The 24,999-nt window shown below is 63.0% G+C and carries 23 protein-coding genes; 12 read left to right on the top strand and 11 right to left on the bottom strand.

Annotated elements, in window-relative coordinates; all coding sequences use genetic code 11:
• Positions 1-9: 9 nt before the first annotated feature.
• From AC04SH_RS09355 to AC04SH_RS09335, 5 genes are all read right to left on the bottom strand, one after another.
• On the bottom strand, positions 10-813 hold the full coding sequence (locus tag AC04SH_RS09355; RefSeq protein ID WP_477233543.1) for an isocitrate lyase/PEP mutase family protein: 804 nt from the start codon (positions 811-813) through the stop codon (positions 10-12).
• Positions 814-890: 77 nt separating this feature from the next.
• Entirely contained in the window at positions 891-1,745 is an 855-nt protein-coding gene (locus AC04SH_RS09350) for a hypothetical protein (protein ID WP_477233544.1), read from the bottom strand.
• 77 nt (positions 1,746-1,822) lie between these two features.
• Entirely contained in the window at positions 1,823-2,482 is a 660-nt protein-coding gene (locus AC04SH_RS09345) for an HAD family hydrolase (protein ID WP_477233739.1), read from the bottom strand.
• A gap of 3 nt (positions 2,483-2,485) precedes the next feature.
• Positions 2,486-2,971 carry a dUTP diphosphatase gene (gene dut / locus AC04SH_RS09340; RefSeq protein WP_112560621.1) on the bottom strand — a complete coding sequence of 162 codons (486 nt, stop codon included), beginning with the start codon at positions 2,969-2,971 and terminating at the stop codon, positions 2,486-2,488.
• 85 nt (positions 2,972-3,056) lie between these two features.
• Positions 3,057-3,527 carry an Lrp/AsnC family transcriptional regulator gene (locus tag AC04SH_RS09335; RefSeq protein ID WP_477233545.1) on the bottom strand — a complete coding sequence of 157 codons (471 nt, stop codon included), beginning with the start codon at positions 3,525-3,527 and terminating at the stop codon, positions 3,057-3,059.
• Positions 3,528-3,642: 115 nt separating this feature from the next.
• Between AC04SH_RS09335 and AC04SH_RS09330 the strand changes: the two genes are divergently transcribed.
• From AC04SH_RS09330 to AC04SH_RS09320, 3 genes are all read left to right on the top strand, one after another.
• The gene (locus AC04SH_RS09330) at positions 3,643-3,897 is read left to right on the top strand and encodes a DUF6356 family protein (RefSeq protein ID WP_477233546.1); all 255 of its coding nucleotides are present in this window, start codon (positions 3,643-3,645) and stop codon (positions 3,895-3,897) included.
• Positions 3,898-3,912: 15 nt separating this feature from the next.
• The gene (locus AC04SH_RS09325) at positions 3,913-4,707 is read left to right on the top strand and encodes a class II glutamine amidotransferase (RefSeq protein WP_477233547.1); all 795 of its coding nucleotides are present in this window, start codon (positions 3,913-3,915) and stop codon (positions 4,705-4,707) included.
• 133 nt (positions 4,708-4,840) lie between these two features.
• Positions 4,841-6,214 (top strand): amidase, encoded by a 1,374-nt coding sequence (locus AC04SH_RS09320; RefSeq protein WP_488574786.1) that lies wholly within the window; start codon positions 4,841-4,843, stop codon positions 6,212-6,214.
• Here AC04SH_RS09320 and AC04SH_RS09315 read toward each other — a convergent pair.
• On the bottom strand, positions 6,208-7,281 hold the full coding sequence (locus AC04SH_RS09315) for an NAD(P)/FAD-dependent oxidoreductase (protein ID WP_477233549.1): 1,074 nt from the start codon (positions 7,279-7,281) through the stop codon (positions 6,208-6,210). The genes AC04SH_RS09320 and AC04SH_RS09315 overlap by 7 nt on opposite strands.
• A gap of 140 nt (positions 7,282-7,421) precedes the next feature.
• Here AC04SH_RS09315 and AC04SH_RS09310 point away from each other — a divergent pair, with 140 nt between their 5' ends.
• The gene (locus AC04SH_RS09310) at positions 7,422-9,014 is read left to right on the top strand and encodes a peptide chain release factor 3 (protein ID WP_477233550.1); all 1,593 of its coding nucleotides are present in this window, start codon (positions 7,422-7,424) and stop codon (positions 9,012-9,014) included.
• A gap of 45 nt (positions 9,015-9,059) precedes the next feature.
• On the opposite strand, the gene AC04SH_RS09305 is transcribed toward AC04SH_RS09310, so the two are convergent.
• Positions 9,060-9,527: a VOC family protein gene (locus tag AC04SH_RS09305; RefSeq protein WP_477233551.1), complete on the bottom strand. Its 468-nt coding sequence runs from the start codon at positions 9,525-9,527 to the stop codon at positions 9,060-9,062.
• A 271-nt stretch (positions 9,528-9,798) separates the two neighbouring features.
• Between AC04SH_RS09305 and ilvD the strand changes: the two genes are divergently transcribed.
• On the top strand, positions 9,799-11,643 hold the full coding sequence (ilvD, locus tag AC04SH_RS09300) for a dihydroxy-acid dehydratase (protein ID WP_477233552.1): 1,845 nt from the start codon (positions 9,799-9,801) through the stop codon (positions 11,641-11,643).
• A 113-nt stretch (positions 11,644-11,756) separates the two neighbouring features.
• Here the strand turns inward: ilvD and AC04SH_RS09295 are convergent, their stop codons facing one another.
• A complete protein-coding gene (locus tag AC04SH_RS09295; protein ID WP_488574785.1) occupies positions 11,757-13,511 on the bottom strand; it encodes an ABC transporter ATP-binding protein in 1,755 nt (584 codons plus the stop codon).
• Between the two features lie 152 nt (positions 13,512-13,663).
• Between AC04SH_RS09295 and AC04SH_RS09290 the strand changes: the two genes are divergently transcribed.
• From AC04SH_RS09290 to AC04SH_RS09280, 3 genes are all read left to right on the top strand, one after another.
• Positions 13,664-14,959, top strand: a complete 1,296-nt coding sequence (locus AC04SH_RS09290) for an amidohydrolase family protein (protein WP_488574784.1) — start codon at positions 13,664-13,666, stop codon at positions 14,957-14,959.
• Between the two features lie 296 nt (positions 14,960-15,255).
• Positions 15,256-16,179, top strand: coding sequence for a DMT family transporter (locus AC04SH_RS09285; protein ID WP_488574783.1), 924 nt, complete (start codon positions 15,256-15,258; stop codon positions 16,177-16,179).
• 228 nt (positions 16,180-16,407) lie between these two features.
• Positions 16,408-16,881 (top strand): DUF805 domain-containing protein, encoded by a 474-nt coding sequence (locus AC04SH_RS09280; RefSeq protein WP_488574782.1) that lies wholly within the window; start codon positions 16,408-16,410, stop codon positions 16,879-16,881.
• Between the two features lie 26 nt (positions 16,882-16,907).
• On the opposite strand, the gene AC04SH_RS09275 is transcribed toward AC04SH_RS09280, so the two are convergent.
• Entirely contained in the window at positions 16,908-17,810 is a 903-nt protein-coding gene (locus tag AC04SH_RS09275; protein WP_488574781.1) for a phosphotransferase, read from the bottom strand.
• Between the two features lie 106 nt (positions 17,811-17,916).
• Between AC04SH_RS09275 and AC04SH_RS09270 the strand changes: the two genes are divergently transcribed.
• Entirely contained in the window at positions 17,917-18,549 is a 633-nt protein-coding gene (locus tag AC04SH_RS09270) for a class I SAM-dependent DNA methyltransferase (RefSeq protein WP_488574780.1), read from the top strand.
• Between the two features lie 12 nt (positions 18,550-18,561).
• Here the strand turns inward: AC04SH_RS09270 and AC04SH_RS09265 are convergent, their stop codons facing one another.
• Both AC04SH_RS09265 and AC04SH_RS09260 read right to left on the bottom strand, forming a co-directional pair.
• The gene (locus tag AC04SH_RS09265) at positions 18,562-21,015 is read right to left on the bottom strand and encodes a GcvT family protein (RefSeq protein ID WP_488574779.1); all 2,454 of its coding nucleotides are present in this window, start codon (positions 21,013-21,015) and stop codon (positions 18,562-18,564) included.
• Positions 21,012-21,896, bottom strand: coding sequence for a phosphotransferase (locus AC04SH_RS09260; RefSeq protein ID WP_488574778.1), 885 nt, complete (start codon positions 21,894-21,896; stop codon positions 21,012-21,014). The genes AC04SH_RS09265 and AC04SH_RS09260 overlap by 4 nt, the downstream gene beginning before the upstream one ends.
• Before the next feature lie 421 nt (positions 21,897-22,317).
• Between AC04SH_RS09260 and AC04SH_RS09255 the strand changes: the two genes are divergently transcribed.
• The 3 genes from AC04SH_RS09255 to AC04SH_RS09245 all read left to right on the top strand — a co-directional run bounded on the left by AC04SH_RS09255 (position 22,318) and on the right by AC04SH_RS09245 (position 24,888).
• Positions 22,318-23,082, top strand: a complete 765-nt coding sequence (locus AC04SH_RS09255; protein WP_488574777.1) for a DeoR/GlpR family DNA-binding transcription regulator — start codon at positions 22,318-22,320, stop codon at positions 23,080-23,082.
• Between the two features lie 196 nt (positions 23,083-23,278).
• Entirely contained in the window at positions 23,279-23,896 is a 618-nt protein-coding gene (locus AC04SH_RS09250) for a DedA family protein (RefSeq protein ID WP_488574776.1), read from the top strand.
• An 80-nt stretch (positions 23,897-23,976) separates the two neighbouring features.
• The gene (locus AC04SH_RS09245) at positions 23,977-24,888 is read left to right on the top strand and encodes a LysR family transcriptional regulator (RefSeq protein WP_488574775.1); all 912 of its coding nucleotides are present in this window, start codon (positions 23,977-23,979) and stop codon (positions 24,886-24,888) included.
• Positions 24,889-24,999: the final 111 nt, after the last annotated feature.

Below are 24,999 nucleotides of genomic sequence, written 5' to 3'. Positions count from 1 at the left end.
CATGGACCCTTAGCTTGAGGATTTGGCAAACAGCGCCTGCAGCTTGCTGAACGGCATGGCGGTGCGGGTGAAGCCGAACGTGCCGTCCTGCTGGATCTCGCGCGCCGCTGTTTCCAGCATGCCGAAGGCGAAATTGGTCAGCCACGGCCCAAGCGAGATGCGCTTGACCCCGGCCATGGCGAGGTCGGCGATGGTGAAACCAGGCAGTGCCATGACATTGACCGGCCGGCTCACCGCCGAGCAGACTTTCCGGATCGTTTCGACATCACTGAGGCCAGGCGCATAGAGCACATCGGCGCCGGCCTTCTCGAAGGCCTGCAGCCGCTTGATCGTGTCGTCGAGGTCTGGTCTGTCCCACAGGAAATTCTCGGCCCGGGCGGTGAAGACGAAATCATGCTTGAGCGCGCGCGCCGCCTCCGCCGCCGCGGCGACGCGCTCGACGGCGTGCGAAAACTCATAGATCGGCTTGTCCGGATCGCCCGTATGGTCCTCGATCGAGCAGCCGGCGAGGCCGGCGGCCTCAGCGGCGAAAATGGTCTCGCCCGCCTGCTCGGCGCTGTCGCCCTTGCCCTTCTCGAGATCGGCCGATACCGGCAGGCTGGTCGCAGCCGTCACCTCGCGGCAATGATGGATCATCGCCTCGAACGTCACCGCCCCGTCGGGCAGACCGCGCGAAAAGGCAAAACCGGCGCTGGTCGTCGCCAGCGCCTTGAAGCCGAAGGAGGCCAGAAGCTTGGTCGTGCCGACATCCCATGGATTGGGCATGACGAAGGTCGAGGCGTGCAGGTCGCGAAAGATCTTGCCCTTGTCCATGGTGCTTCCCTTCATGTGCGGAACTGTCTGCGGATTCTATCGTGCCGATTTGCACCGGGCAAACGAATGCGGTTGGCTCAGAAGCGTTTGGCGTTCTCTCCTGCCAATTTGTCCAGCGCATCGGAATCCTTGACATAGCGCGACGTCTTCTTGTCCCAATGATAGGTGACGGAAATCGCGTGAGATTCAGGCTCGGGCGACGGGTCATCGCAGCTTTCACCGTTCGGCGCGGTGGCGTCGGTGACCGTCACCTTGATCGCGGCATAAGGCTGCCCGTCGTCGATCGTCTGGAACGCCACATCCTGCGTGCGCCTGTAGGCGCAGAGGTTCTCGTCGAACGTGTAGATCATGTCGACCAGCTCGAACTTGTCATCGCGCACCATGATCAGCGGCGTGATCACATAGCCCTGGCTTGAATTGAAATGCGTGCTCATGGTGATGAGGACATCGTCGCCGGCGCCGACAGAAAGCTTGCCGGGCTCGCGGAAATAGGTGCTGCGGTCGACGGCGACATTAACCGCGTCGAGCAGTTTCGGCTTTCCGGTGACGTCGTAGAGCGCCAGCACGGCATAGCCTTCGGCGCTGTCGGGAGAGTCGCCGAGGTCGTAGAGCATCACCAGCCGGTCCTTGCCGCCGGTCCTGATGGGAAGCACGGCAGCGTTGGGCAGACTCGATGTTTCGGGCGGTGAGCCGCCGCTGTCGGGCCCCTCGATGTGGCGCATCTCGATCGGCAAGCCGCCGTGATAAAAGCCGTCTGCGTTCAACGCCAGGTCGGGAATGACCAGCTTTGCAAGGTCGAGATAGGTGACGTTCTGATGACCGGGAACGGCACTGTCCAGCTCGGGAAAGCTGACAGCCTGCGCGCTTGCCGCCACCAAAAACCATGGCAGTAGCAGGCAAGCAAGGATCAGGCGAAGCAAATTGGAAGTCATGAAGTGGCGCCCCTCGAGGCGGGCACGCTAGCACGGGCAACTGAATCGCACAGCCGGCCCACTGCGCTGAAATCAGATCAGTGGATCGGCACCAGCCCCGCCAGTGCGCGCATGTCATCGAACAGGACGCCGCCGGCATCGGCCAGGCCATCGCGGTCGGAATAGGGATCGCCATGATAGGAATAGACGCGCATTCCGGCGGCAATACCGGCCTGTGTCCCGGCGACGCTGTCTTCGATGACGATGCAGTCGGCCGGCGCAAAACCCATGGTCTTTGCCGCATGCAAGAACAGGTCCGGGAACGGCTTGCCGCGGCTGACCATGGTTGCCGAGAACATTGCATGCTCGAACAGCGGCAGCAGCCCGGTCTGGCCGAGCGTGATGTGCATCTTCGAGATGCGTGCCGACGTGGCGACGCAATAGGCGATGCCGGCAGTGCGCACCACTTCGATGAAGTCGCGGACGTATGGGATCGCCTCGACGCCATGCGCGAACAGATCGGGCAGGCCGGCATTCCAGCGATCGACGAAATCGACGCCGAGCCGGGCTTCGGTCGAAGCTTCGATCTCTTTCTGTACCGAGATCATGCTGCGGCCGGAGAAATGCTTGCGGCAATATTCGAATGTGGCGGGATAACCGGCGACAGTTAGCCACTCGGCGAGCCGCCGGTTGGCAAGGTTCTCGGTGTCGACCAGAATCCCGTCGCAGTCGAAGATGACCAGTTTTGGAAGGCCCAGCATTCAGGCGGTGCCGGTCGACCCGAATCCGCCCGCGCCGCGCGCTGTGCCGCCGGCCAGGCTGCGTTCCTCGACCGTCGCCTGTGTCACCGTGGCAAACACGATCTGGGCAATGCGCATGCCGCGCGTCACCGCGAAATCCTCGTCGCCAAGATTGACCAGCAGCACCTTGACCTCGCCGCGATAGTCGCTGTCGACCGTGCCTGGTGAATTGAGGACGGTCAGCCCGTGCTTGAAGGCAAGGCCGGAACGCGGCCGCACCTGGCCTTCCATCCCCTCGGGGATCTCCAGGATCAGCCCGGTTGGCACCAGGGCGCGCTTGCCCGGAAGGATCAGCAGCGGCCGGTCGTCCGGGACCGCGGCGCGCAAATCCATGCCGGCGGCACCGGTGCTTTCATAGGCGGGGAGGGGAAGTCCTTCACCATGCGGCAACCGAACGAAGCCGACAGTGGGACCAATGACGGAGGAGGTGTGGAGGGCTGCGCGCATAAAATCGATCCTATCGGCGCGAACCGCGATTCGGTCAACTCGCCCGCCACGCTATCAACGGCTTTCTTTGCGGCGTCACGATGACCTAGCGCAGTTCCACGGGCACGACCGTCGTCTCCTTGATCTCTTCCATGACGAATGAAGCCGAAACATCGGACAGCGCCACCTTGGCGATCAGCCGCTGGTAGAGCCGGTCATAGGCCTTCACATCGGCGACGCGGGCGCGCAGCACATAGTCGAGATCGCCGGACATACGGTAGACCCCGGTAATCTCTGAGAAACCGGTCACCGCCGCCCGGAATTTCTGCAGCCAGTCCGGATCGTGGTTGGAGGTGCGGATCAGGATGAACACCGAAAGCCCGAGCCCGAGCTTGTCGGCATCGACCAGCGCCACCCGGCCGGTGATGACGCCGTCCTCCTCCAGCCGCTTGACGCGCCGCCAGCAGGCGTTGCGCGACAGCGACACTTTTTCCGAGAGCTGGTCGACCGACAGCGTGCCGTCGCGTTGCAGCTCGGCCAGCAATCTTCGGTCTATTTCATCGAATTCAAGCGCCATGTTGGGATGAATGTCCCGAACTACACCGTTAGGCAAGGACAAATTGAGACCGATGAACCTTTCCCCTATGGCAAGATACCCAGCATCGGGGCTTATCCCGGCTGGAGGGATCACCATGACGACGCTGTTTTCGAAGCTTTTCACCTCGCACCCGGCCAAGGTCGGCGAAACCTATTTCAGCCACATGGCTTTTGCCGCCTGGTTCTCCTCGCGCCTCCTGATGGCTGCCGGAGCTGCGCTTGTTCACGCTTTCTTGCCATTTCTCTTCGAGACTACGGCAAGCCGAATCGTTCGCGAACTCTATAAACGGACGCACAACAGAGGCTCACACGCGGTCAAAGAGCCCCAGGCTCTCTTGGATCGCGCCTAGGAACGGTCAAAAGCGATGTGCCGATGGGCGGCCTATCTTGGTGAAGCAGTCTTCCTCGAAGACATCGTCACCGCGCCCTGTCATTCGCTGATCGCCCAGAGCCATTGCGCCCAGGAAGCCAAGTCGCCGACCAATGGCGATGGTTTCGGCCTCGCCTGGTATGGCGACCGGCCCGAGCCCGGCCTTTACCGTGACATCCTGCCGGCCTGGTCGGATCCCAATCTGAAAAGCCTGTGTCGGCAGATCAAATCCGGCCTGTTCCTCGCCCATGTCAGGGCGTCGACCGGCGGCGCCACCAGCCGCATGAACTGCCATCCCTTCATCTCCGGCAACTGGTCGTTTATGCACAACGGCCAGATCGGCGGCTTCGAGAAAATCCGTCGCGCGCTGGAAAATTCGCTTTCCGACGCCGTCTTCGACCAACGCGAAGGCACCACCGATTCCGAACTGTTTTTCCTGCTGATGATCGACGAGGGTCTCACCAGTGACCCGCAAGGTGCCGTGTCGCGCGCCACCGCCCGCGTCATCGAGGCTTCACGCCGCGCCGGCCTTGAGCCGACCCTGAAACTCACTGCCGCCTTTTCCGATGGGCTGGCGCTGTATGCCGTGCGCTACGCGAGCGACGTCCACGCGCCGACGCTCTACACCTCGGTCCGCAATGGCGGCCGCTGCATCGTGTCGGAGCCCTTCGACCGCGAAGGCGGCGACTGGCAAGCGATCCCGCCGGCGAGTTTCGTCACCATTACAGGTGATGGCATGGCGATTCGGCCGTTTGTTCCGGCGTCGGCAAGGTTGGCGCTGGTCGTCTAAGCCAATCTAGGCCGCATTCCTTCGCGCCCCTCGACCGAACGGCTAGCGCAATTCCGATCAAGCGCTACCTGTCCTAGAAGTGCTGAACTTGGCTTCAAGCCGTCATAACGGGACAGCTGCCGGAGCATTCGTCATGGGCCTCGTCTTCTCCTCGACCACCGACCTCGCCGCCGCAATCGCTGCGCGAAAAATATCCGCCGTTGAAGCGTTTGACGCGCATCTGGCGCAGATCGACCGGCACAACGAAGCTGTCAACGCCGTCATAAATCTCGACCGTGAAGGGGCTCGTGAGCGCGCAAAAGAGGCCGACGCGACGCAGGCGCGCGGCGACGCTCTCGGCCCGCTGCATGGCGTGCCCTTCACCTTGAAGGACATGCACGAAACGGCAGGCATGAAGACCACCGTAGGCTTTCCACCGTTCGCCGACTATGTGGCAAAAGCAGACAGCCCGGTCGTCGCCCGATTGAAGGCTGCCGGCGGCATTCTCACGGCCAAGACCAATGTCGCGACCATGCTGGGCGACTGGCAGTCGGACAATCCGCTGTTCGGCCGCACCAGCAATCCATGGAACCTCGACCGCACAGCCGGCGGCTCGAGCGGTGGCGCCGCGGCAGCGGTGGCGACGGGCATGACACCGTTCGATGTCGGCACCGACATGCAGGCTTCGATCCGGTTGCCGGCCAGCTTCTGTGGCGTCTATGGCTTAAAGCCGACCGAGCATCGTGTGTCGTTGGCCGGCGCTTTTCCCGACCCGGGCGGTGCGGCACGCAGCGTGCGACTTATGTCCTGCCTCGGCCCGCTGGCGCGCTCCGTGGACGATCTGGCGCTGATCTACAAAATCATCGCCGGCCCGGATGGCGTCGACACCGATCTCGCGCCGGTGCCAGTCGAGGCCATGCCAAAAATCAATCTCAAGACATTGCGCATCAATGTGGCGCCGTCCTTTCCCGGTTTTCCTGTGGCCCGAGACATCAGCGCTGCCGTCGACGCTCTGGCGAAGCGAATTCAGGCGGCGGGTGCGACCGTCGAGCCGGCAAAACTACCTGAGATCGATCTGCTCAACGATCTGGAGCAGGGCGGCGCGCTGATCGGCATGATGCTGGAGGCCGCGCAACCCGAACCGCCTGAACAGCCGACTCCGGTCGCGCGCTGGTTCGACGTGCTCGCCCGCCGTGACAGGTCCATCCTCGCCTGGGACAGGTTCTTCGAAAATTGCGATGCGTTGCTGTGCCCGGTCGCCATGACCACGGCCTTCCCGCATTGCGAACCCGGCACATCGATCAAGGTCGACGGCAAGGAGCAAAGCTACTGGATGCTCCCGGCCTATGGCGCGGCCTTCAATTACCCAGGCCATCCGGCCCTTTCGCTGCCTTGCGGGCAGGACCGCGACGGCCTGCTCATTGGCCTGCAGCTGGTCGGCGCGCGCTGGTCGGAAGCGCGGCTGCTCGGTATCGCCAGAGCAATCGAACCGCTCACCGGTGGCTTTCGCCGGCCGCCGGGCTATTGAGCGAAACGCTCCATACCATAGGGCGCCAGCAGCGGGTCGCGCTCGCCATCGAGGATTTCGCGTGTGGCGAAAAGTCCAACCGCCGGCGCCAGCGTGATGCCCGAATGCATGACCGCAACGTAAAGGCCATCCATGCCCTCGGCGTGGCTGACGATCGGAAAGCCATCGGTCGGCGTCGGCCGGTAGCCGACCGTGTGGAAATCAAGCTCCAGCCCGTCGCCACCACGCAAGGCTGCCTTCGCTGCCGCAAACAGTTCGCGCGCTGTTGCGTCAGGGTTGTCGCCCGGATCGCCGCCGGCGAAATCCGAGCCGGCGATGATGCGGCCCTCGGCGGTCTGGCGCATATGCAGCTTTTCGGCATGCACCAGCCCGTTGAGCAGTTTTTTGTATGGCCGCGAGTGGACAATCAGGCCGGGCGGCGTCTCGATCGGCAGTTTGATGCCGGCGGTGGCGGCAATGGCTGGGGCGCCGGTGCCGGCCGCGATCACCACTTCGTCGGCGACAATCGTCTCGCCCGAAACAACCACGCCGGTCACCTTGCCGTTGACTAGAGCGAGCCTGTCGACTGTGCCCGCAACCACCCTCGCGCCGTGCCGTTCAGCATCGGCCAGCAGCGCCTTGGCCGCCGTAACCGGCTCGGCCACGCCTTCCTCAGCGACATAGACAGCGAATTCAGGCGGCTCGACCAGATTGGGCTCGATTTGCGCCGCCCGTTCGCGGCCCACGCGTTCGATGCCGTAACCCCATGAGGAGTGCTCGGTGGCATAGGCTTCAAGCCTGCCGGCAGGCAGATCCCAACACAGCCCGCCGCACCAGGCGAGCGGCAGGCCGGGCAACTCGTTTGCCAGCCGTTTCCACTCGGCCATGGCGCGGGTTCGCAGCCGGAAATACACCTCGGGATTGCCCCAACTGGCATTGATCCAGGCAAAGGAATTGGGTGTGGCGACCCCACCTGCGCCGCTCTCGGAGATCACCGTCACCTGCGCGCCCGCCTTAGTCAGGTGCCAGGCAATGGACGCGCCAATAATGCCGGCGCCGATGACGATGACTTGTTTCGGATTGCTCATGCCGGTCCTCTTCAAACTGGCATCCGTGATGCCATTGCGGCGGCTCAAGCTCAAGTGCGCTCAGGGTCCACCGGCCCGAAACTGTCGACAGGCCGGGAAAGCGCTGCTAGAAGCCCGCGCCACAGACAGGATTCCACAAATTGGCTGAAGACATCGAACAGGCGGTATCGCGCCGCCGCACTTTCGCGATCATCGCCCACCCCGACGCCGGCAAGACGACGCTCACCGAAAAGCTGCTGCTGTTCGGCGGCGCCATTCAGCTTGCCGGCGAGGTCAAGGCCAAGAAGGACCGCATCCAGACCCGGTCCGACTGGATGAAGATCGAGCGCGAGCGTGGCATTTCGGTCGTCACCTCGGTGATGACCTTCGAATATGAAGACAATGTCTTCAACCTGCTCGACACGCCCGGCCACGAGGATTTCGCCGACGACACCTATCGCACGCTCTCGGCTGTCGATAGCGCCGTGATGGTGATCGACGCGGCCAAGGGCATCGAGCCGCGCACGCTGAAACTGTTCGAAGTCTGCCGGCTGCGCGACATTCCGATCATCACTTTTGTCAACAAGATGGACCGCGAAAGCCGCGACCCGTTTGAGATTTTGGACGAGATCGAGCAGAAGCTGGCGCTGGATACCGCCCCCATCACCTGGCCGATCGGCCGCGGCAAGACGTTTGCCGGCACCTATCATTTGGCGCTGAATGCGGTGCGCAAGGGCGACGCGGAGAAAGACCGCACGCCGGTCAATGGTCCCGATTCCAACCGCGTCGCCGGCCTGTTGCCGGAAAACGAGCGCGAGGCCTTCATCGAGGAGCTGGAACTCGCGCGCGAAGCCTGCCGCCCGCTCGATATCGATGCATTCCGCGAAGGCCATCTGACGCCGGTCTATTTCGGCTCGGCGCTGCGCAATTATGGGGTGCGCGACCTGATCGAGGCGCTCGGCGCCTTCGGGCCGCCGCCGCGCGCGCAGGAGGCCGACACCCGCAAGGTCGAAGCGACCGAGGAGAAAATGACCTCCTTCGTCTTCAAGATTCAGGCCAACATGGATCCCAACCATCGCGACCGCATCGCTTTTGTCCGCGTCTGCTCGGGCAAACTCGAGCGCGGCATGAAGGCCAAGCTGGTGCGCACCGGCAAGCCGATGAGCCTGTCGGCGCCACAATTCTTCTTCGCCCGCACCCGCGTCACCGCCGACGAGGCCTTTGCCGGCGATGTCGTCGGCATCCCCAACCACGGCACGCTGCGCATTGGTGACACGTTGACCGAGGGTGAGGAAATTCTCTTCAGGGGCGTACCGAATTTCGCCCCGGAAATCCTGCGCCGCGTCCGCCTCGGCGATGCGATGAAGGCCAAGAAGCTCAAGGAAGCACTGCACCAGATGGCCGAGGAAGGCGTCGTGCAGCTGTTTTCGCCCGAGGATGGCTCGCCGGCAATCGTCGGTGTGGTCGGCGCCCTGCAGCTCGACGTTTTGAAGGAACGGCTGAATTTCGAATACACGCTGCCGGTCGAATTCGAGATGTCGCGCTTTTCCGTCTGCCGCTGGATTTCGGCCGACGACAAGGCCGAGACGCTTCGCTTCATCGAGGCGCATCGCGGCGATATCGCCCGCGACCTCGACAATGACCCGGTGTTCCTCGCCCAGCACGCCTTTTCCCTGAACTACGAAGCCGAGCGCTGGAAAGCTATCCGCTTCGCCACCATCAAGGACTACCAGGTTCGCGACAGAGCGGCGTAGGTTCTTCCTTCTCCCACAGGGGGAGAAGGGAAGATCGTGCAGTTCTCACCCCTTGGCCGCCGCTTCGATCTTCGCGATGTCGATCTTGCCCATCTGCATCATTGCCGACATCACCCGCCCGGCCTTGGCCCGGTCCGGATCCAGAAGCAGGCGCGGCAGTTGCTCCGGCACGACCTGCCAGGAGACGCCGAACTTGTCTTTCAGCCAGCTGCAGGCTCCGGGCTCGCCGCCCTCGGTGAGCTTCTCCCAGAAATAATCGACCTCTTCCTGCGTTTTGCAATCGATCGACTGTGACATCGCCTCGTTGAACTTGAATTGCGGGCCGCCATTGAGCGCCTGGAACGGCACGCCGTCGAGCTCGAACGTGGTCAACAGCACTTTGCCCGCATCGGCGTGGCCTTCGGGCCAGCGCAGGACGCTCGTAACCTTCGAATTCTTGAAGATGGAGACGTAGAAATTCATCGCCTCTTCGGCCTGGCCGTCGAACCACAGGCAGGTGGTGATCTTTTGCATGTCTCGCTCCTCGGGGTGTTTTGGTTGCGGTTACGGATGAAACGGCTGACTCTAGAAATGGTGCCATTCCCTTGCCGTTGACCCAAGGACGCGCGTCCAGCAGACGATCCGACACTGGCCGCAATTTTTTTCGCAAACTCCGATTTTTACGAGAATCTGGCGCATTGCAAAAATGTGGCCAGACCATACTTGGCGGTCTATAAACCCTGCGATCCAAATTCAGCGCCGCCACGCTCCGCACTGGGCGCAGCCAGCCAGCTAAGGAATATCCATGCCAGCCTATCGTTCCCGCACCACCACCCATGGCCGCAACATGGCCGGCGCCCGCGGCCTGTGGCGCGCTACAGGCATGAAGGATTCGGATTTCGGCAAGCCGATCATCGCGGTGGTCAACTCCTTCACCCAGTTCGTGCCGGGCCATGTCCATCTCAAGGACCTTGGCCAGCTGGTGGCGCGCGAGATCGAGAAGGCCGGAGGCGTCGCCAAGGAATTCAACACCATCGCCGTCGATGACGGCATCGCCATGGGCCATGACGGCATGCTCTATTCGCTGCCGTCGCGCGAGCTGATCGCCGATTCCGTCGAATACATGGTCAATGCGCACTGCGCCGACGCCATGGTCTGCATCTCCAATTGCGACAAGATCACGCCTGGCATGCTGATGGCCTCGCTACGCCTCAACATCCCCACCGTCTTTGTGTCAGGCGGCCCGATGGAAGCCGGCAAGGTGGTGCTGGCCGGCAAGACGCAGGCGCTCGACCTCGTCGACGCCATGGTTGCCGCCGCCGACGACAAGATCTCCGACGAGGACGTCAAGGTCATCGAACGTTCGGCCTGCCCGACCTGCGGTTCCTGCTCGGGCATGTTCACCGCCAATTCGATGAATTGTTTGACCGAGGCGCTCGGCCTGTCGCTTCCGGGCAACGGCTCGACGCTGGCCACCCACGCCGACCGCAAGCGCCTGTTCGTCGAGGCGGGCCATCTCATCGTCGATCTCGCCCAGCGCTATTATGAGCAGGATGACGAGACGGCATTGCCGCGCAGCATCGCCTCCAAGGGCGCCTTCGAAAACGCCATGACGCTCGACATCGCCATGGGCGGCTCGACCAACACCGTGCTACACATCCTGGCGGCCGCGCATGAGGGCGAGGTCGACTTCACCATGGAAGACATCGACCGGCTGTCGCGGCGGGTTCCGGTGCTGTGCAAGGTCGCACCGGCCAAATCCGACGTGCATATGGAAGACGTCCACCGCGCCGGCGGCATCATGGCCATCCTCGGCCAGCTCGACAATGCCGGGCTGCTCAACCGCGACCTGCCGACGGTGCATACGGCGAGCCTTGGCGAAGCGCTCGACCATTGGGATATTTCCCGCACCACGAGCCAGAACGTTCGCGACTTCTTCCTTGCCGCCCCCGGCGGCGTGCCGACGCAAGTCGCCTTCAGCCAGGACCGCCGCTGGGACGAGCTCGATCTTGACCGCGAGAAAGGTGTCATCCGGTCGGCCGAGGCGCCGTTCTCGAAGGACGGTGGCCTTGCGGTGCTGAAGGGCAATCTGGCGCTCGACGGCTGCATCGTGAAGACGGCCGGCGTCGACGAGTCGATCCTGAAATTCACCGGCCCGGCGCGGGTGTTCGAAAGCCAGGACGCTTCGGTGAAAGCGATCCTGTCGAACGAGATCAAGGCCGGCGACGTCGTCGTCATCCGCTATGAAGGGCCGCGCGGCGGCCCCGGCATGCAGGAAATGCTCTATCCCACGAGCTATCTGAAGTCGAAAGGGCTGGGCAAGGCCTGCGCGCTGGTCACCGACGGCCGCTTCTCCGGCGGCACGTCAGGCCTGTCGATCGGCCATGCCTCGCCGGAAGCGGCGGAAGGCGGGCTGATCGGACTGGTGCAGGAAGGCGATACGATCGAGATCGACATCCCGAACCGCATCATCCACCTGGCGGTCAGCGATGCTGAACTCGATGCTCGGCGAGTGGCGATGGAGGCCAAGGGCGCCTTAGCCTGGAAGCCCGAGGAAAAGCGCAAGCGCAAGGTGACGACGGCGCTGCGCGCCTACGCCGCCTTCGCCACCAGCGCCGACAAGGGCGCAGTGCGGCACGTGCCGGAGTAAGTTAGTACCTCCCCCTTGTGGGGAGGTCGGACCGAAGGTCCGGGTGGGGGTGCGGCGCCGACCCCCGCCCCGCTGCTTCGCAGCGACCCTCCCCACAAGGGGGAGGGTAAGGCTCACGGCATCAACTGATACTCATAAAGCTTCTGATACAGCCCGCCCTGGTTGAGCAGCGTGCGATGCGCGCCGCTTTCCACCACCTTGCCGGCTTCCAGCACCACGATCGTGTCGGCCTGGTGCACCGTCGACAGGCGGTGGGCGATGACGATGGTGGTGCGCCCGACCGTCAGCTGCTGCAGCGCATCGCGGAACAGCGCCTCGGATTCGGCGTCGAGCGCGCTGGTCGCTTCGTCGAGCAGCAGGATCTCCGCATTGCGCAGCATGGCGCGCGCGATCGAGATGCGCTGGCGCTGGCCGCCTGAAAGCAGCGCGCCGTTTTCGCCGACCTCCGTCTCATAACCCTTGGCCATGGCGCTGATGAAGTCATGCGCATTGGCGGCCTTGGCGGCGGCGATCACCTCTTCGTCGGTCGCGTCCTGACGGCCGAGGCGGATATTGTGCATCACCGTGCCGGCAAACAGGAACGTGTCCTGGCTGACATACGCGATCTTTTCCCGGACCGAGGCAAGCGTGGCGCCGGCGATGTCCTGACCATCGAACAGCACTTTGCCGCTCTGCGGGTCATACATGCGCATGATCAGATTGAGGATGGTCGACTTGCCGCTGCCCGAGGGCCCGACCAGCGCCGTCATCTTGCCGGCCGCAAGCGTCAGATCCAGTCCTTCGAACACCGGCGGGCTTTCCGGATAAGCGAAGCTGACCTTGTCGAAATGGATTTCGCCCGGCCCGGCCAGCAACGGCTTTGCATCCGGCTTTTCGGCCAAGGTCAGCGGCCGGTCGGCGAGCTCGAACATCATGCGCACGCCGACGATGCCGCTCTCCAGCGAGATACGGACGCGCGCCAGGCGCTTTGCCGGCTCATAGGCCAAAAGCAGCGCCGCGATGAAGGCCATGATGTTGCCCGGCATCTGGCCGCCCTCCAGTACCAGAAGCCCGCTGACCAGGACCGACCCGGCAATGGCCAGCCCCGCCAGCGTTTCCATCACCGGACTGGTGGCGGCTTCCAGCGTGGCGATGTTGTTGGCGCGGGTCTCCACGTCCGACACCGCCTTGTACATGCGCTTGCGCATCGCGCCTTCGAGACCGAAGGACTTCACCACGCGCACGCCGATTGCCGTTTCCTGCATCACCTGCACGATCTGGCCGAGCGAGCGGAATTCCTGCTTCGCAATCTTGCGCACACGCTTCAATATGTGGTTGACGCCGTAAATGGCGACAGGCCCGATGACGAAGCAGATCAGCGACAGCCCCGGTTGCTGCCAGACCATGACTCCGACCAGCACAACCATCGTCACCAGATCGCGCACATAGGATGTGACGACGAGGTCGAGCACGCTGCGCGCCGCTTGCGCATTGTTGGTCATGCGGGTGATCAGGTCGGACGACGAGGTCGAATGGTAAAATTCGATGCCTTGCGCCAGGATGCGGTCATAGATCTTGCGCTGCCGGTCGGCGATGATGGCGTTGCCGACCCGGCTCATGAAATAGGCCTGGACGAAGTTGGCGATGCCTTTAAAGACGAAGATCGCCGCGACGCCCCCGGCGATCAGGTTGACGCGGTCGAGCCTCTTGTAGATCACGAATTCATTGGTGATCTCGCGCAGGATCCAGGCGCTGGCGCCCGTCATGGCGGCCACCACCAGCATCGACGCGATCGCGGCGGCATAGCCAAACTTGTGCTCTTGGAAGGATTCCCTGACCAGCCTCGCGATGAGGCGCTGGTTTTCCGTCGAACGGAAGAAGCGAAACAATGGTTGATCCCATGCCTGACTGAGACGAATTTCGGATTCGCCACGGGGGCGACTGGCGGCTTATAGAGCGAGTTGCCGCCGGATGGAACCTTTGGAAAAGAGGGGTCCCCATCGCGACGATAGGCGCTCAATCTGCAGGGAGATGACGACAGATGGATTTCGACCTTGTTGTGCGCGGCGGAACGCTGCCTGATGGCACTATCGCCGACCTCGGCATTGTCGGCGAGACGATCGTCGCCATCGAGCCAAAGTTGAACGTCAGCGCCGGCACGTCGATCGACGCCCATGGCAATCTGATCTCGCCGCCCTTCGTCGACCCGCATTTCCACATGGATGCGACGCTGTCCTACGGCATTCCGCGCATCAACGCCTCGGGCACGCTGCTCGAAGGAATTTCGCTGTGGGGCGAACTGAAGCCGCTGCTGACGCATGATGCCGTGCGTGAGCGGGCGCTCGCCTATTGCGACTGGGCGGTCTCGATGGGGCTGCTCGCCATCCGCACTCATGTCGATGTCTGCGACGACCGCTTGCTGGCGGTCGAGGCGCTGCTCGACGTCAAGAAGATTGTCGCGCCCTATATCGACTTGCAACTGGTCGCTTTCCCGCAGGACGGCTTCTACCGCTCGCCGACGGCGCGGCAGAACACGCTGCGCGCGCTCGACATGGGCGTCGACATCGTCGGCGGCATCCCGCATTTCGAACGCACCATGGCCGACGGCACGCGCTCGGTGACCGAACTTTGCGAAATTGCGGCAAAGCGCGGGCTGATGATCGACCTGCATTGCGACGAGACCGACGATCCGCTGTCACGCCATATCGAGCAGCTTGCCTATGAGACGCAGCGCCTCGGCCTGCAGGGCAGAGTGGCCGGCTCGCACCTCACCTCCATGCATTCGATGGACAATTATTATGTCTCAAAGCTCCTGCCGCTGATCGCCGAGGCCGGTGTGTCGGCGATCCCCAATCCGCTGATCAACATCATGCTGCAGGGCCGCCACGATACGTTTCCCAAGCGCCGTGGCCTGACCCGGGTGAAAGAGATGCTGGCGCTCGGCATCCGTGTCGGCTGGGGCCAGGATTGCGTGCTCGACCCCTGGTATTCGCTCGGCACCGCCGACATGCTCGACGTCGCCTTCATGGGCCTGCACGTCGCGCAAATGTCGAGCCCGGCCGACATGGCACGCTGCTTCGACATGGTTACCAATGTCAACGCCGCCATCATGGGCCTCGATCATCTGGGCCTTGCCGTGGGCAAGCGCGCCAGCTTCGTCATCCTCGACGCCGGCAACCCGATAGAGGCCTTGCGCCTGCGCGCCGAACGGCTCTGCGTCGTTGCCAGGGGCAAGGTGGTGGCCGAGCGCACGAAGCAGGAGACGCGGCTGTCGATTGCCGGGCGGCCGGGCCAGGTGAACCGCCGGCATAATGCCGCAAGTGCGTCGGCGTCGTAGGCAAGCAGGCCGGCCCAACAGGCCATTGCATCTGCTTCACCAAGACGAACGACGCCTTTGCCGAGTGCCTGCAACGCATCGACCTCGATCGGCGCGCCGAACTCAGAAGGGTTTCGGCTTTCGATCCCTGGGACAGGCCGACCATCTATCGCCCGATAATCATCCGTCCGCGGCCCAAATAGCCGGCTTTCGCAGCAAGGTTGCGGATAGCCAGGAAGGCATAGAGACAGCCGATTTCGGCCGCTGGTCTTACCGATTTGCCTCGTCAAAGCGGCGACTTGGAGCTAGGGAGCCGCATGGCCCAGTCGCTCGCTCGCAACTTTACGATCAGGAACGTGCTTCTGGCCGGCATTCTCTTGATGCTGGCCGGCGACTTCATGTTTGCGCTGAACGACGCGATGGGCAAATGGCTGGTCGCCAGCTTCTCCGTCGGCCAGGTGGTGCTGATCCGCTCGATCGGCGCCTTCATCGTGCTTGGCCCGATGATCGCCAACCAGGGCACTGCGAAGCTGTTCCAGATGGAGCGGCCTGTCCTCCAGTCTCTGCGCGTGGTTGCGACAACGGTCGATACCGCTCTGTTCTATGCAGCGGTTGTCTATCTGCCGCTTGCCGACGTGATGAGTTTCTACATGGCCGGGCCGATCTATGTGGCGGCGCTGTCGCATTTTCTGCTCGGCGAAAAGGTCGGATGGCGCCGCTGGGCTGCCATCCTGGTCGGCTTCTGCGGCGTGCTGATCATACTGAAGCCGTCCTCGGCAGCGTTTTCGCTCTCCTCGATGTTCGCGCTGGTCGGCAGCATTGCCTTCGCTTTCGCCATCATTCTCAGCCGCCGCCTGCGCGGCACCAGCGACACCACACTGGTCACCTGGCAGACGATCGGAACGCTTTTGGTCGGCGGCGTGATGACCATCGGTGCCTGGCAGACACCGTCGGCACTCGATTTCGGCGCCATGCTCCTGCTCGGCATCGTCTCCTGCAGCGCCCATCTGATGATCACCAGGGCGCTGAAGCTGGCGCCGGCCTCGACGCTGGCGCCGCTGCACTACAGCCTGCTTTTGTGGGCGGTGATCTTCGGCCTGGCCTTCTTCGGCGATGTGCCGGGCCCGCGCATCCTGATCGGCTCGGCCATCGTCGTCCTCGCCGGCCTGTTCATCTTCCACCGCCAGAAGGTGGTGGAAACCGTGGTGCCGCCGGAGAACGTGCCGAAGGGCGTGAACTGAAGCGGCAAGCGTAAAGCGGGTCGAACGGTACCGTTTTGAAGCGAGACGCTTTAGCATCTGATAACAATACGATTATCGCGCAGAATCACTGAAGTGTTCTGTCAAAAAATTTCGGTATTTACATCGATATTTCGCGGAGTAAATTTCCTGCCGGGCGCAATCTCGGATTGATTCTTGGTGGGATAGGCCAAGACCAATATCTCCGGGGAAACTGTGATTGGGGGGACAATGGGTAGCTTTTCTATATGGCATTGGCTGATCGTTTTGGTCCTTATTGGCCTGCCATTGATATTTGTTTTAAGAGCCCCGCCGGCTGGTAGCAATCGTTTCGGAGACATGCCGCCCCCGATGAGTTTTACGGAAGCTATTTCGAGCTTTTTCCAAAATTATGTGAATTTTTCCGGCAGGGCCAGCCGCTCCGAGTTCTGGTATTCCTATCTTTTTCTCATCATTGTCGCTGTGATTGCCTCGGTAATTGACCTTGTTGTGAACAATGAAATCATCTCCTCGCTCTGGAATCTTGCCGTTCTTCTGCCGACACTTGCCATGACCGCGCGCCGGCTGCACGACATCAACAGAAGCGGTTGGCATCAGCTCCTTGCGGGATTGTTTCCCATCGGCACCATCGCGCTGATCGTCTGGTACTGCAAAAAGTCCGACGACACAGTGACGATGAGTGAAATAGAGCGGGTTTTCAAATAACCGGCAAAGGAGCTGAGCGCTCTGCGTCAGCCTCTGCGCACGGCCGCCAGGTGCCGTGAAAACTCCGGCGTCTCCATCAGCGCCTTGCAGCGAGCGAAACGGCCGTCGGCATAGGCGCGGAAATCTTCGACCGGATTGTTGTTGGCAAGCTGGATCAACCCCCACAGCGTCCACAACAGGTCGCACATCGCCTTGTAGATGACGACACGGCCGCGTTCGGCCGGTTTTGCCTCGCCGCCGAAATAGGCGCGCATAAGCTCTTCCTCTTGCGCTGCATCGAACCTGCCTTCGACCGAGAGGTCGCCGAGATCCCAGAGCGGATCGTTCATCCCTGCATATTCCCAGTCGACGATCCACATCCGCTCGCCCGTATCGAGAAAATTCTCGCACAGCGGGTCGCAATGGCAGGCCGCCAGCGGCAGCTTGTGAGCTGCAAGGGCAGAACGCACGGTTTCAGATTCGCGCACGACATCGTGGTAGCCGGGAGGCAAGGCCACGTCCTTGGTCGACAAGACCTTGAGGTAGTCGTCGATCATCGCAAACAGCTCGAAGCGGAACGGAAACACTGCGCCGGACGTGTGCAGCTTGCGGAAGGCCTCACCGGCGCGGGCCGGGCTGCCGGCACGCAGCTTGAATTTTTCCGGCGACATCGTCTCGGCGCCGGCAACGAAGCGGCTCACCATCACGCCCGTCTTGGGGTCGACATGCAGCACTTCTGGACTGACGCCGGCTTTGGCCGCCTCGCTTGCCGCCACGGCTTCATTGGCGCGGTTGATGTATTCTTCAGTGCCTTTGCCGGGGATACGCAGGCAGACATCGCCGGCCCGGAAGACGAGATTGGTCATGCCCCCCAACCGCTCCAGCGGTCCGTCATAGCCGGCCAATGCCGGAATCGCCGCAAGTGTTGCGCGTGCCTCGTCGGTCCCCATGCCTGTTGCCCCTGGCGTGTTATTTCTTTCGATAACGGTTCCACAGTTTTCGCCGTTTGGCTATCATCGGTTCGAGGGTGAGCATCGAGCTGGCGGAGAAACAGCGATGGCGGGAAACAAGGATCATGGCGGGCTCGGCGCCGCCTATGCGGCGCAACGGCCCGAGGACGTGGCCGCGATCTATGACAACTGGTCGGAAACCTACGATGCCGACATGTCGGCCGCCGGCTACCGCCACCCAACGATCTGCCTGGCCCTGCTCGCCCGCCATTTGCCGCGTGGCGCCGCCCCGCTGCTCGATGCTGGCGCAGGCACCGGGCTGATCGGCGAATGGCTGGCCATTACCGGGTACCCCCAGGTCGAGGCGCTCGACATTTCGCAGGGCATGCTCACCAAGGCGGCGGCAAAGGGCGTCTATTCGGCGCTGCATTGCCTGGCGCTCGGCGGCCCGCTGCCCTTTGCCGACAATGCCTATGCCAGTATCGTTTCGGCCGGCGTCTTCACCTCCGGCCATGTCGGCGCCGAGGGGCTGGACGAACTGATCCGCATCTGCCGGCCGGGCGGCGTCATCGTGCTGACGGTCAAGAACACGCTGTGGAACGCCGGCTTTGCCGAGCGCATCGCAGCACTGGAGGCCGAGGGCAGGGTGGTCCGCGCCGAGGAGACTGCGCCCTATGTCTCTATGCCGGGCGAAGCCGACACCGTGCCCAGCCGGGGTCTTGTCCTGCGGGTGAATTGATTCTGGCTCGGCCTATGCCTTGATCTTGCTCATCGCCGGATCGTACATCGGCTCGAGATGGATTTCGGCCGGCGTCCGCTCCATCGCCACCACCAGCTCATAGTCGCCTGAGCTGAGGAAATCGTCGCTCACGCCATCGGCATTGCGCACATAGCCATAGCCGATGTTCTTAGCCACCGTGTAGCCATAACCGCCGCTGGTGAGGTACCCGACCGGTTCGCCATTGCGCAGAATCGTCTCGCGCCCGACCAGCACGATATCGGGGTCGTCGACGGTGAAGCCGGCAAAGCGTTTCTTTAACGTCGCGCCATTGACCTGTTCGAGCGCGCGGCGGCCGACGAAATCGGTGTTCTTCCTCAGCTTCACCGCCCAGCCGAGGCCGGCCTCCTGCGGCGTGTCGTTGGGCGTGATGTCGGAGCCCCAGGCGCGGTAACCCTTCTCCAGCCGCAGCGATTCCAGCGCCCGGTAGCCGACCGGGCGGATGCCGTGCGGCTCGCCCGCCGCCATCAGCGCATCGAAGATTTCGCCGGTGGCGGCGATCGGCACATGCAGCTCCCAGCCAAGCTCGCCGACATAGGTGACACGCAGCGCCCGGATTGTGTGATCAGCGATCGCGATCTCGCGCACATGGCCGAACGGGAAGGCGGCATTCGAGACATCCGCCTCGGTGACCGCTGCCAGCACGTTGCGCGCTTGCGGCCCCATCAGCGACAGCGTGCCGAAATCCTCGGTGACATCTTTCAACGTCACGTCGAGTTCCTTGCCGACATGGTCGCCGATCCAGGAGAGATCGTGCGTGCGGAAGCCGGTGCCGGTGACGATGTAGAATTTGTCTTCGGCAAGCCTTGCCACCGTCAGGTCGGCTTCGATGCCGCCGCGCGTGTTGAGAAGCTGCGTGTAGGTCAGCCGTCCCACCGGCTTGGCGACATCGTTGGCGCAGATCCAGTCCAGCGCCTTAGCTGCATCGGCGCCCGTCATCTCATACTTAGCGAAGGACGACTGGTCGAAGATGCCGACCTTTTCGCGCACATGCCGGTGCTCATCGCCGACGGGAGCGAACCAGTTCTGACGGCCCATCGAATAGATGTCTTCAGGCTCGGTGCCCTCGGGCGCGAACCAGTTCGGACGCTCCCAGCCGAGTTTGGAGCCGAACACGGCGCGATGCTGCTTCAACCGCTCATAGAGCGGTGAGACAATACGCGGCCGGCCCGATAGGTACTCCTCATGCGGAAAGCCGATCGTGTAGTGCTTGCCATAGGCCTCCAGCGTGCGGTCGCTGACCCATTGCCGGTCGCGGTGCAGGCCGGAAAAGCGCCTGATGTCGACCACCCACAAATCGAGTGGCGCTTCCCCGTCGACCACCCATTGCGCCAGCACCCAGCCGGCGCCGCCACCCGAGGCAATACCGAAGGCGTTGAAGCCGGCGCCGACGAACATGTTGGCGCATTCGGGCGCGACGCCGAGGATGAAATTGCCATCCGGCGTAAAACTTTCCGGTCCGTTGATCATCTGCTTGACGCCGGCCCGCTCCAGCGCCGGCACGCGCGCGATCGCCTGGCTCATGTGCTGCTCGAAGTGATCGTAATCGTCGTCGAACAGGCGAAATTCCCACTCGTCAGGCACATCGCCGCCGGGCAGGCCGGTCGCCCAGGCCTGAGGGTTCGGCTCATAGCCACCCATCACCAGCCCGCCGACCTCTTCCTTGAAATAGGTGCGGCGGTCGGGGTCGCGGATGGTTGGCGCGTCGGTCGCCAACCCTTCGATCTTTTCGGTGATGATGTATTGGTGCTTGACCGGCTGCAACGGCACGGAAATGCCGGCCATGGCGCCGACCTGGCGCGCCCATTGCCCGGCGCAGTTCACCACCTTGTCGCAGGCGATGTCGCCCTTGTTGGTCTTCACAGTGGTGATGCGCCCTTCCTTCATCTCGAAGCCGGTCACGCGGACATCCTCGAACAGCTTCGCGCCATGCATGCGCGCGCCCTTGGCCAGCGACTGCGTGATGTCGGAGGGGCTGGCCTGGCCGTCGGTCGGCAGCCAACTCGCGCCGACGAGGTCGCTGGTCTCCAGCAGCGGCCACATCCTTTTCACCTCAGCCGGTGACAGCAACTGCATGTCCATGCCGAAGCTTTTTGCTGTCGTCGCCAGCCTTTTGTATTCGGTCCAGCGGTCGGCGTTGGTGGCAAGCCTGAGGCACCCGGTCATCTTCCAGCCGGTGGCGAGCCCGGTCTCGGCCTCCAGCCCCTTGTATAGCTCGACCGAATATTTGAGCACCCGGGTGATCGAGGCCGACGAGCGCAGCTGTCCGACCAGCCCGGCCGCATGCCAGGTCGAGCCGGAGGTCAGCTTGCCCTGCTCCAGCAGCACGACATCGGCCTTGTGGTCGCGCGCCAGATGATAGGCCGTCGAACAGCCGATAATGCCGCCGCCGATGACGACGATGCCGGCTTGCGTTGGCAAGGTCATGGCCGTGTTCCGTATTTCGTGCGGTAATTGTCCAGCGCTGCGTCGAGCCGCGTCAGGTTCTCTGCGGTATAGGCGACGTAGTCGATGCCCGGCGCATCGAGATAAAGCTCGGAAACCATGCTCCACATCGCCTCGCGCAACAGTGATGCACATTGCATGGCCGCATGAGAACGACGGATCGCCTCATCCGGCTCGCGCATGAAATAGGCGGTGAGGAAGGCGAAGGACTCGGCGTCGCTCATCTCGGCATTGGAGGCAACGCCGGCAAGATCGAACATCGCGGTGTTGAAGCCGGCATATTCGAAGTCGATCAGCCATAACCTGTCACCGTCGTCAAGAATATTTGCCGGCAAAAGATCGTTATGGCCGAACACGATCGGCAGCAGCTTCTGCGCCCGCTCCAACTCGTCGGCCAGCGCCAGCAGCCGTGGCAGCTCGTCGCGCTTGCGGCTGCCGCCTTCGCTCAGTGTGCGCGCATAGTCGCGGATGACATGGAAGACCCAGAACATGAAGCCGGCGCCGGAGATGTGATTGGGCATCTCGCGATGGAACCCGCGCATCAGCGCTGCCACCCGGCCGATATTGGCGCGCACGTCTTCGGCGACATAGGTTTTTGCGCCGAGGAATTCCGTGACCATGATGCCGGGCTCGGAGTATAGAACCGCCGGCGCGAAGCCCGCTTCATGCGCAGCCCGCGATGTCATCACCTCGCGGTCGCGAAAGACGTGGTGGAACGGATAGTCCTGGCCGAAGCGTACGACGTGCCGCCCGGCCGCGTCCTTGACCAGGTAGTTTGCGTTGCTGAGCCCGCCCGGCAGCGGTGCAATATCGACGCTGCCGTTCCAGCAGGGCAGGGCGCGGATGCGATCTTCAGCAGTCACTGGCCACCCCTGATTTGGCGGAGCTTCGACAAGGCGGCGCGCCGCGCAAAGAGGGTTGGGGGAACGCAAAAATCTCGTCGGTGCGGGACGCCGGGACTCTCTCGTCCCGCGCCGCACCGACGAGCCCCTTTGGCCAGGTTTTGATACCCGGTCTCCGCCCCCGCGGATTTGAAAAGCCTTTGTGCCAGATCAATCCCAGACGGTCTGGCCAGACGGTCCGGTCCGTGAATTGCGGCTCTGCCATCACCCTCCCGTGGCAGTTCCGAAGCCTGTCACGCCATCAATGTCACGCCAGTGCCGCCCGGGTGTCAATCAAATGTTGTGACTTTTTTTGGGTGTTTTGCCCGAAACCGCCTGCAATTCCTTTAAAAACGTCTGTATTGCCCTAAAATCGGGCAGATCGCTGAATTCGAGAGGCCACATGATCCATTCGAAACGGCATGGCGAAATCCTCCGCCTCCTGAAGGAAGAGGGCACCGTCACCATCGCCAGCCTGGCCGACCGGCTGGGGGTCTCGCTTGAAACCGTGCGCCGTGATGTCAAGCCGCTCACCGGCAACGGCTCGGTGCTGAAGATGCATGGCGCCATCGGCCTGCCGTCGATGAGCGGCGAAGCGCCGTTCGAGCGGCGCATGCGCGACAATGCCGATGCCAAGCGGCTGATTGCCCGCATGGTCGCCGCCACCATCCGCGACGGCGAGTCGGTGATGCTGGACACCGGCACCACGACTTCGTTCCTGGCCCGCGAGTTGCTTGGCCACCGGCGGCTGACAGTTGTCACCAACTCGTCCGACATCGCCCGCACGCTAGCCACCGTCAACGGCAACAAGGTCTATATGGCGGGCGGAGAGCTGCGCAGCGATTCCGGGGCAGCCTTCGGCGTCTCGGCGATCGACTTCGTCAGCCGCTTCTCGGTCAGCCACGCGGTGATTTCGATCGGCGCGGTGGACGCCGCCGCGGGGCTGGCGGACTATGACCTGGAAGAGGCGGAGTTCGCCCGCATGGTGCTGTCGCGCGGCCAGCGCTCGCTGGTCATCACCGACCACACCAAATTCGGCCGCCAGGGTCTGGTCCAGGTCTGCGGCTTTGACGGTTTTTCCGAACTCGCCACAGACCAGCCGCCGCCGCGCGACATTGCCGCAGCACTCGCCGAGGCGGGAGCGCGCCTCAGCATCGCGGCGGCCTAGCGCAATTCCAGTGGACCAGTTCTAGCCAAACACCAGCGACTGGTGCGTCGCGATCCCGGCCATGCCGCCGCCCGATACCGCAAAGGCCATGTTGTGCATCATGCGGGCGCATATGTTGCGTGGCGCGGTGTCAAACCCATGTGGTGTATAAGGTGTCCAGGATCAAGAACCTCAAAACCTATGACTGGCGCTTCTCATGACCGATCCGCTGTCGGCGATCCTGGGCCTCGGCCTGCTCGGCGTCGCCTGCCTCGCCTTTACCGAAAAGATCCTGCCGCTGCCGCCCTCGCATGTGCTGCTGCTCTTTCTCGGTATGACGGCAGCGCCTGATCTATCGAGGCTGGCGGTCCTGCTCCTGGTGACGACGCTGTCCGCCATTACAGGCTGCCTTGTCTGGTATGGAGTGGGACGGCGGATTGGATTGGATCGCGCTGACAGGCTGGTCGAGCGTTTCGGCAAATATGTCTGCCTGCGCTATGCGACCTATTCCAGGCTCGGCGAGGCCTATCGCCGCCATCACGTGCGGGTCTCCTTGCTGGCGCAGTTCATTCCGACGGTTCGCAACTACCTGCCGATCGCGGCCGGCGCGCTGCGCCTGCCGCTCTTGCCCTTCGCGGCGGCGACGCTCCTCGGCGCCACTTTGTGGAACACCGGCTTTCTCATCACCGGCTACCTCATGCGCGGCAGCGGCAGGGATTCCTATGCCATCGGCTTTCGCATCATCGTCATCGTGGTGGCGCTGGAAGCGACCTTCATGCTTGCCTTGCGTTATGGCCCGGCGTGGCGGCGGCGCATCAGGCTGTTGCTCGGCTGAGCGCGCGGCGCCAGATATCCTGCCAGGGACAAGCCCGGCACCGGCTTTCCTTCCCTGCTGCGCCGGTGTTTAGTCCGGCCATGGCCTTCACCATCCGCCAGTTGCAGTTCTTCATTGCCGTCGCCGAGCAAGGCACGGTGTCTGGCGCGGCACAAAACCTCTCCATCTCGCAATCCTCGGTCACCGAAGCGATCAAGGAACTGGAAAGCGATCTTGGCGTCGAACTGTTCGAGCGCCATCCACGCGGCCTCAACATCACCCACAAAGGCCACCAGTTTCTGCGCCATGCCACCAAGATCCTGGCCGACGTTTCCGATGCACGCCGCGCTTTCTCCGACGATCAGGTGGTGGCCGGCGGACGCCTGCAGCTCGGCGTCACCTCATTGGTCGCCGGCTATGTGCTGTCCGACCTTCTGGCGCGCTACCGCCGCGCCTATCCCGGCGTCGATGTCTCGGCCATCGAGGACAATGGCGACTATCTCGAGCACCTCCTGATCGGCGGCAAGCTCGATATCGCCGTCATGGTCACCTCCAATTTGCGCGACCGCACGGCGCTGCAGTCGGAAATCCTCGAAGTCTCGGCCTACCGGTTGTGGGTGCCGCTCGGCCACAAACTGGCCAGCGCCGACATTATCGGCATTGGCGATATTGCCGGCGAACCGCTGATCATGCTCACCGTCGACGAGATCGAGGAAAGCACCGGCAAGCTTCTGGCGGCGATTGGCGCCAAGCCGCATGTCGCCTTCCGCACCCGCTCGGTCGAAGCGGTGCGCAGCCTCGTCGCCACCGGCGCCGGCGTGGCGCTGCTGCCCGACCTCGTCTATCGGCCCTGGTCGCTGGAAGGCGACCGCATAGAGTCGCGTGATATTTCCGGCACTTTGCCGGTGGTCCAGGTCGGCATGGTCTGGCGCCGCGGCTCCGGCCTGCCGCAGGCGGCGCGCGACTTCATCGGCCTTGCCCAATCGCAGCGGACGGTACGCCAGCAGCGTTGATCGGATGTGCGCCATCTATCGGAAAAACCGATATCGTGTTTCTGATAAATCAATTTGCGAAACCGGAATTTTCCAAGCACTTTTCATTTCAGGGACCGAACCGCCGCTAGA

It is taken from the genome of Mesorhizobium sp. CNPSo 4688 (genome assembly GCF_057784295.1).
Note: the sequence above shows the minus strand (reverse complement) of the source record. Positions and strands in the feature narration are given on the sequence as shown.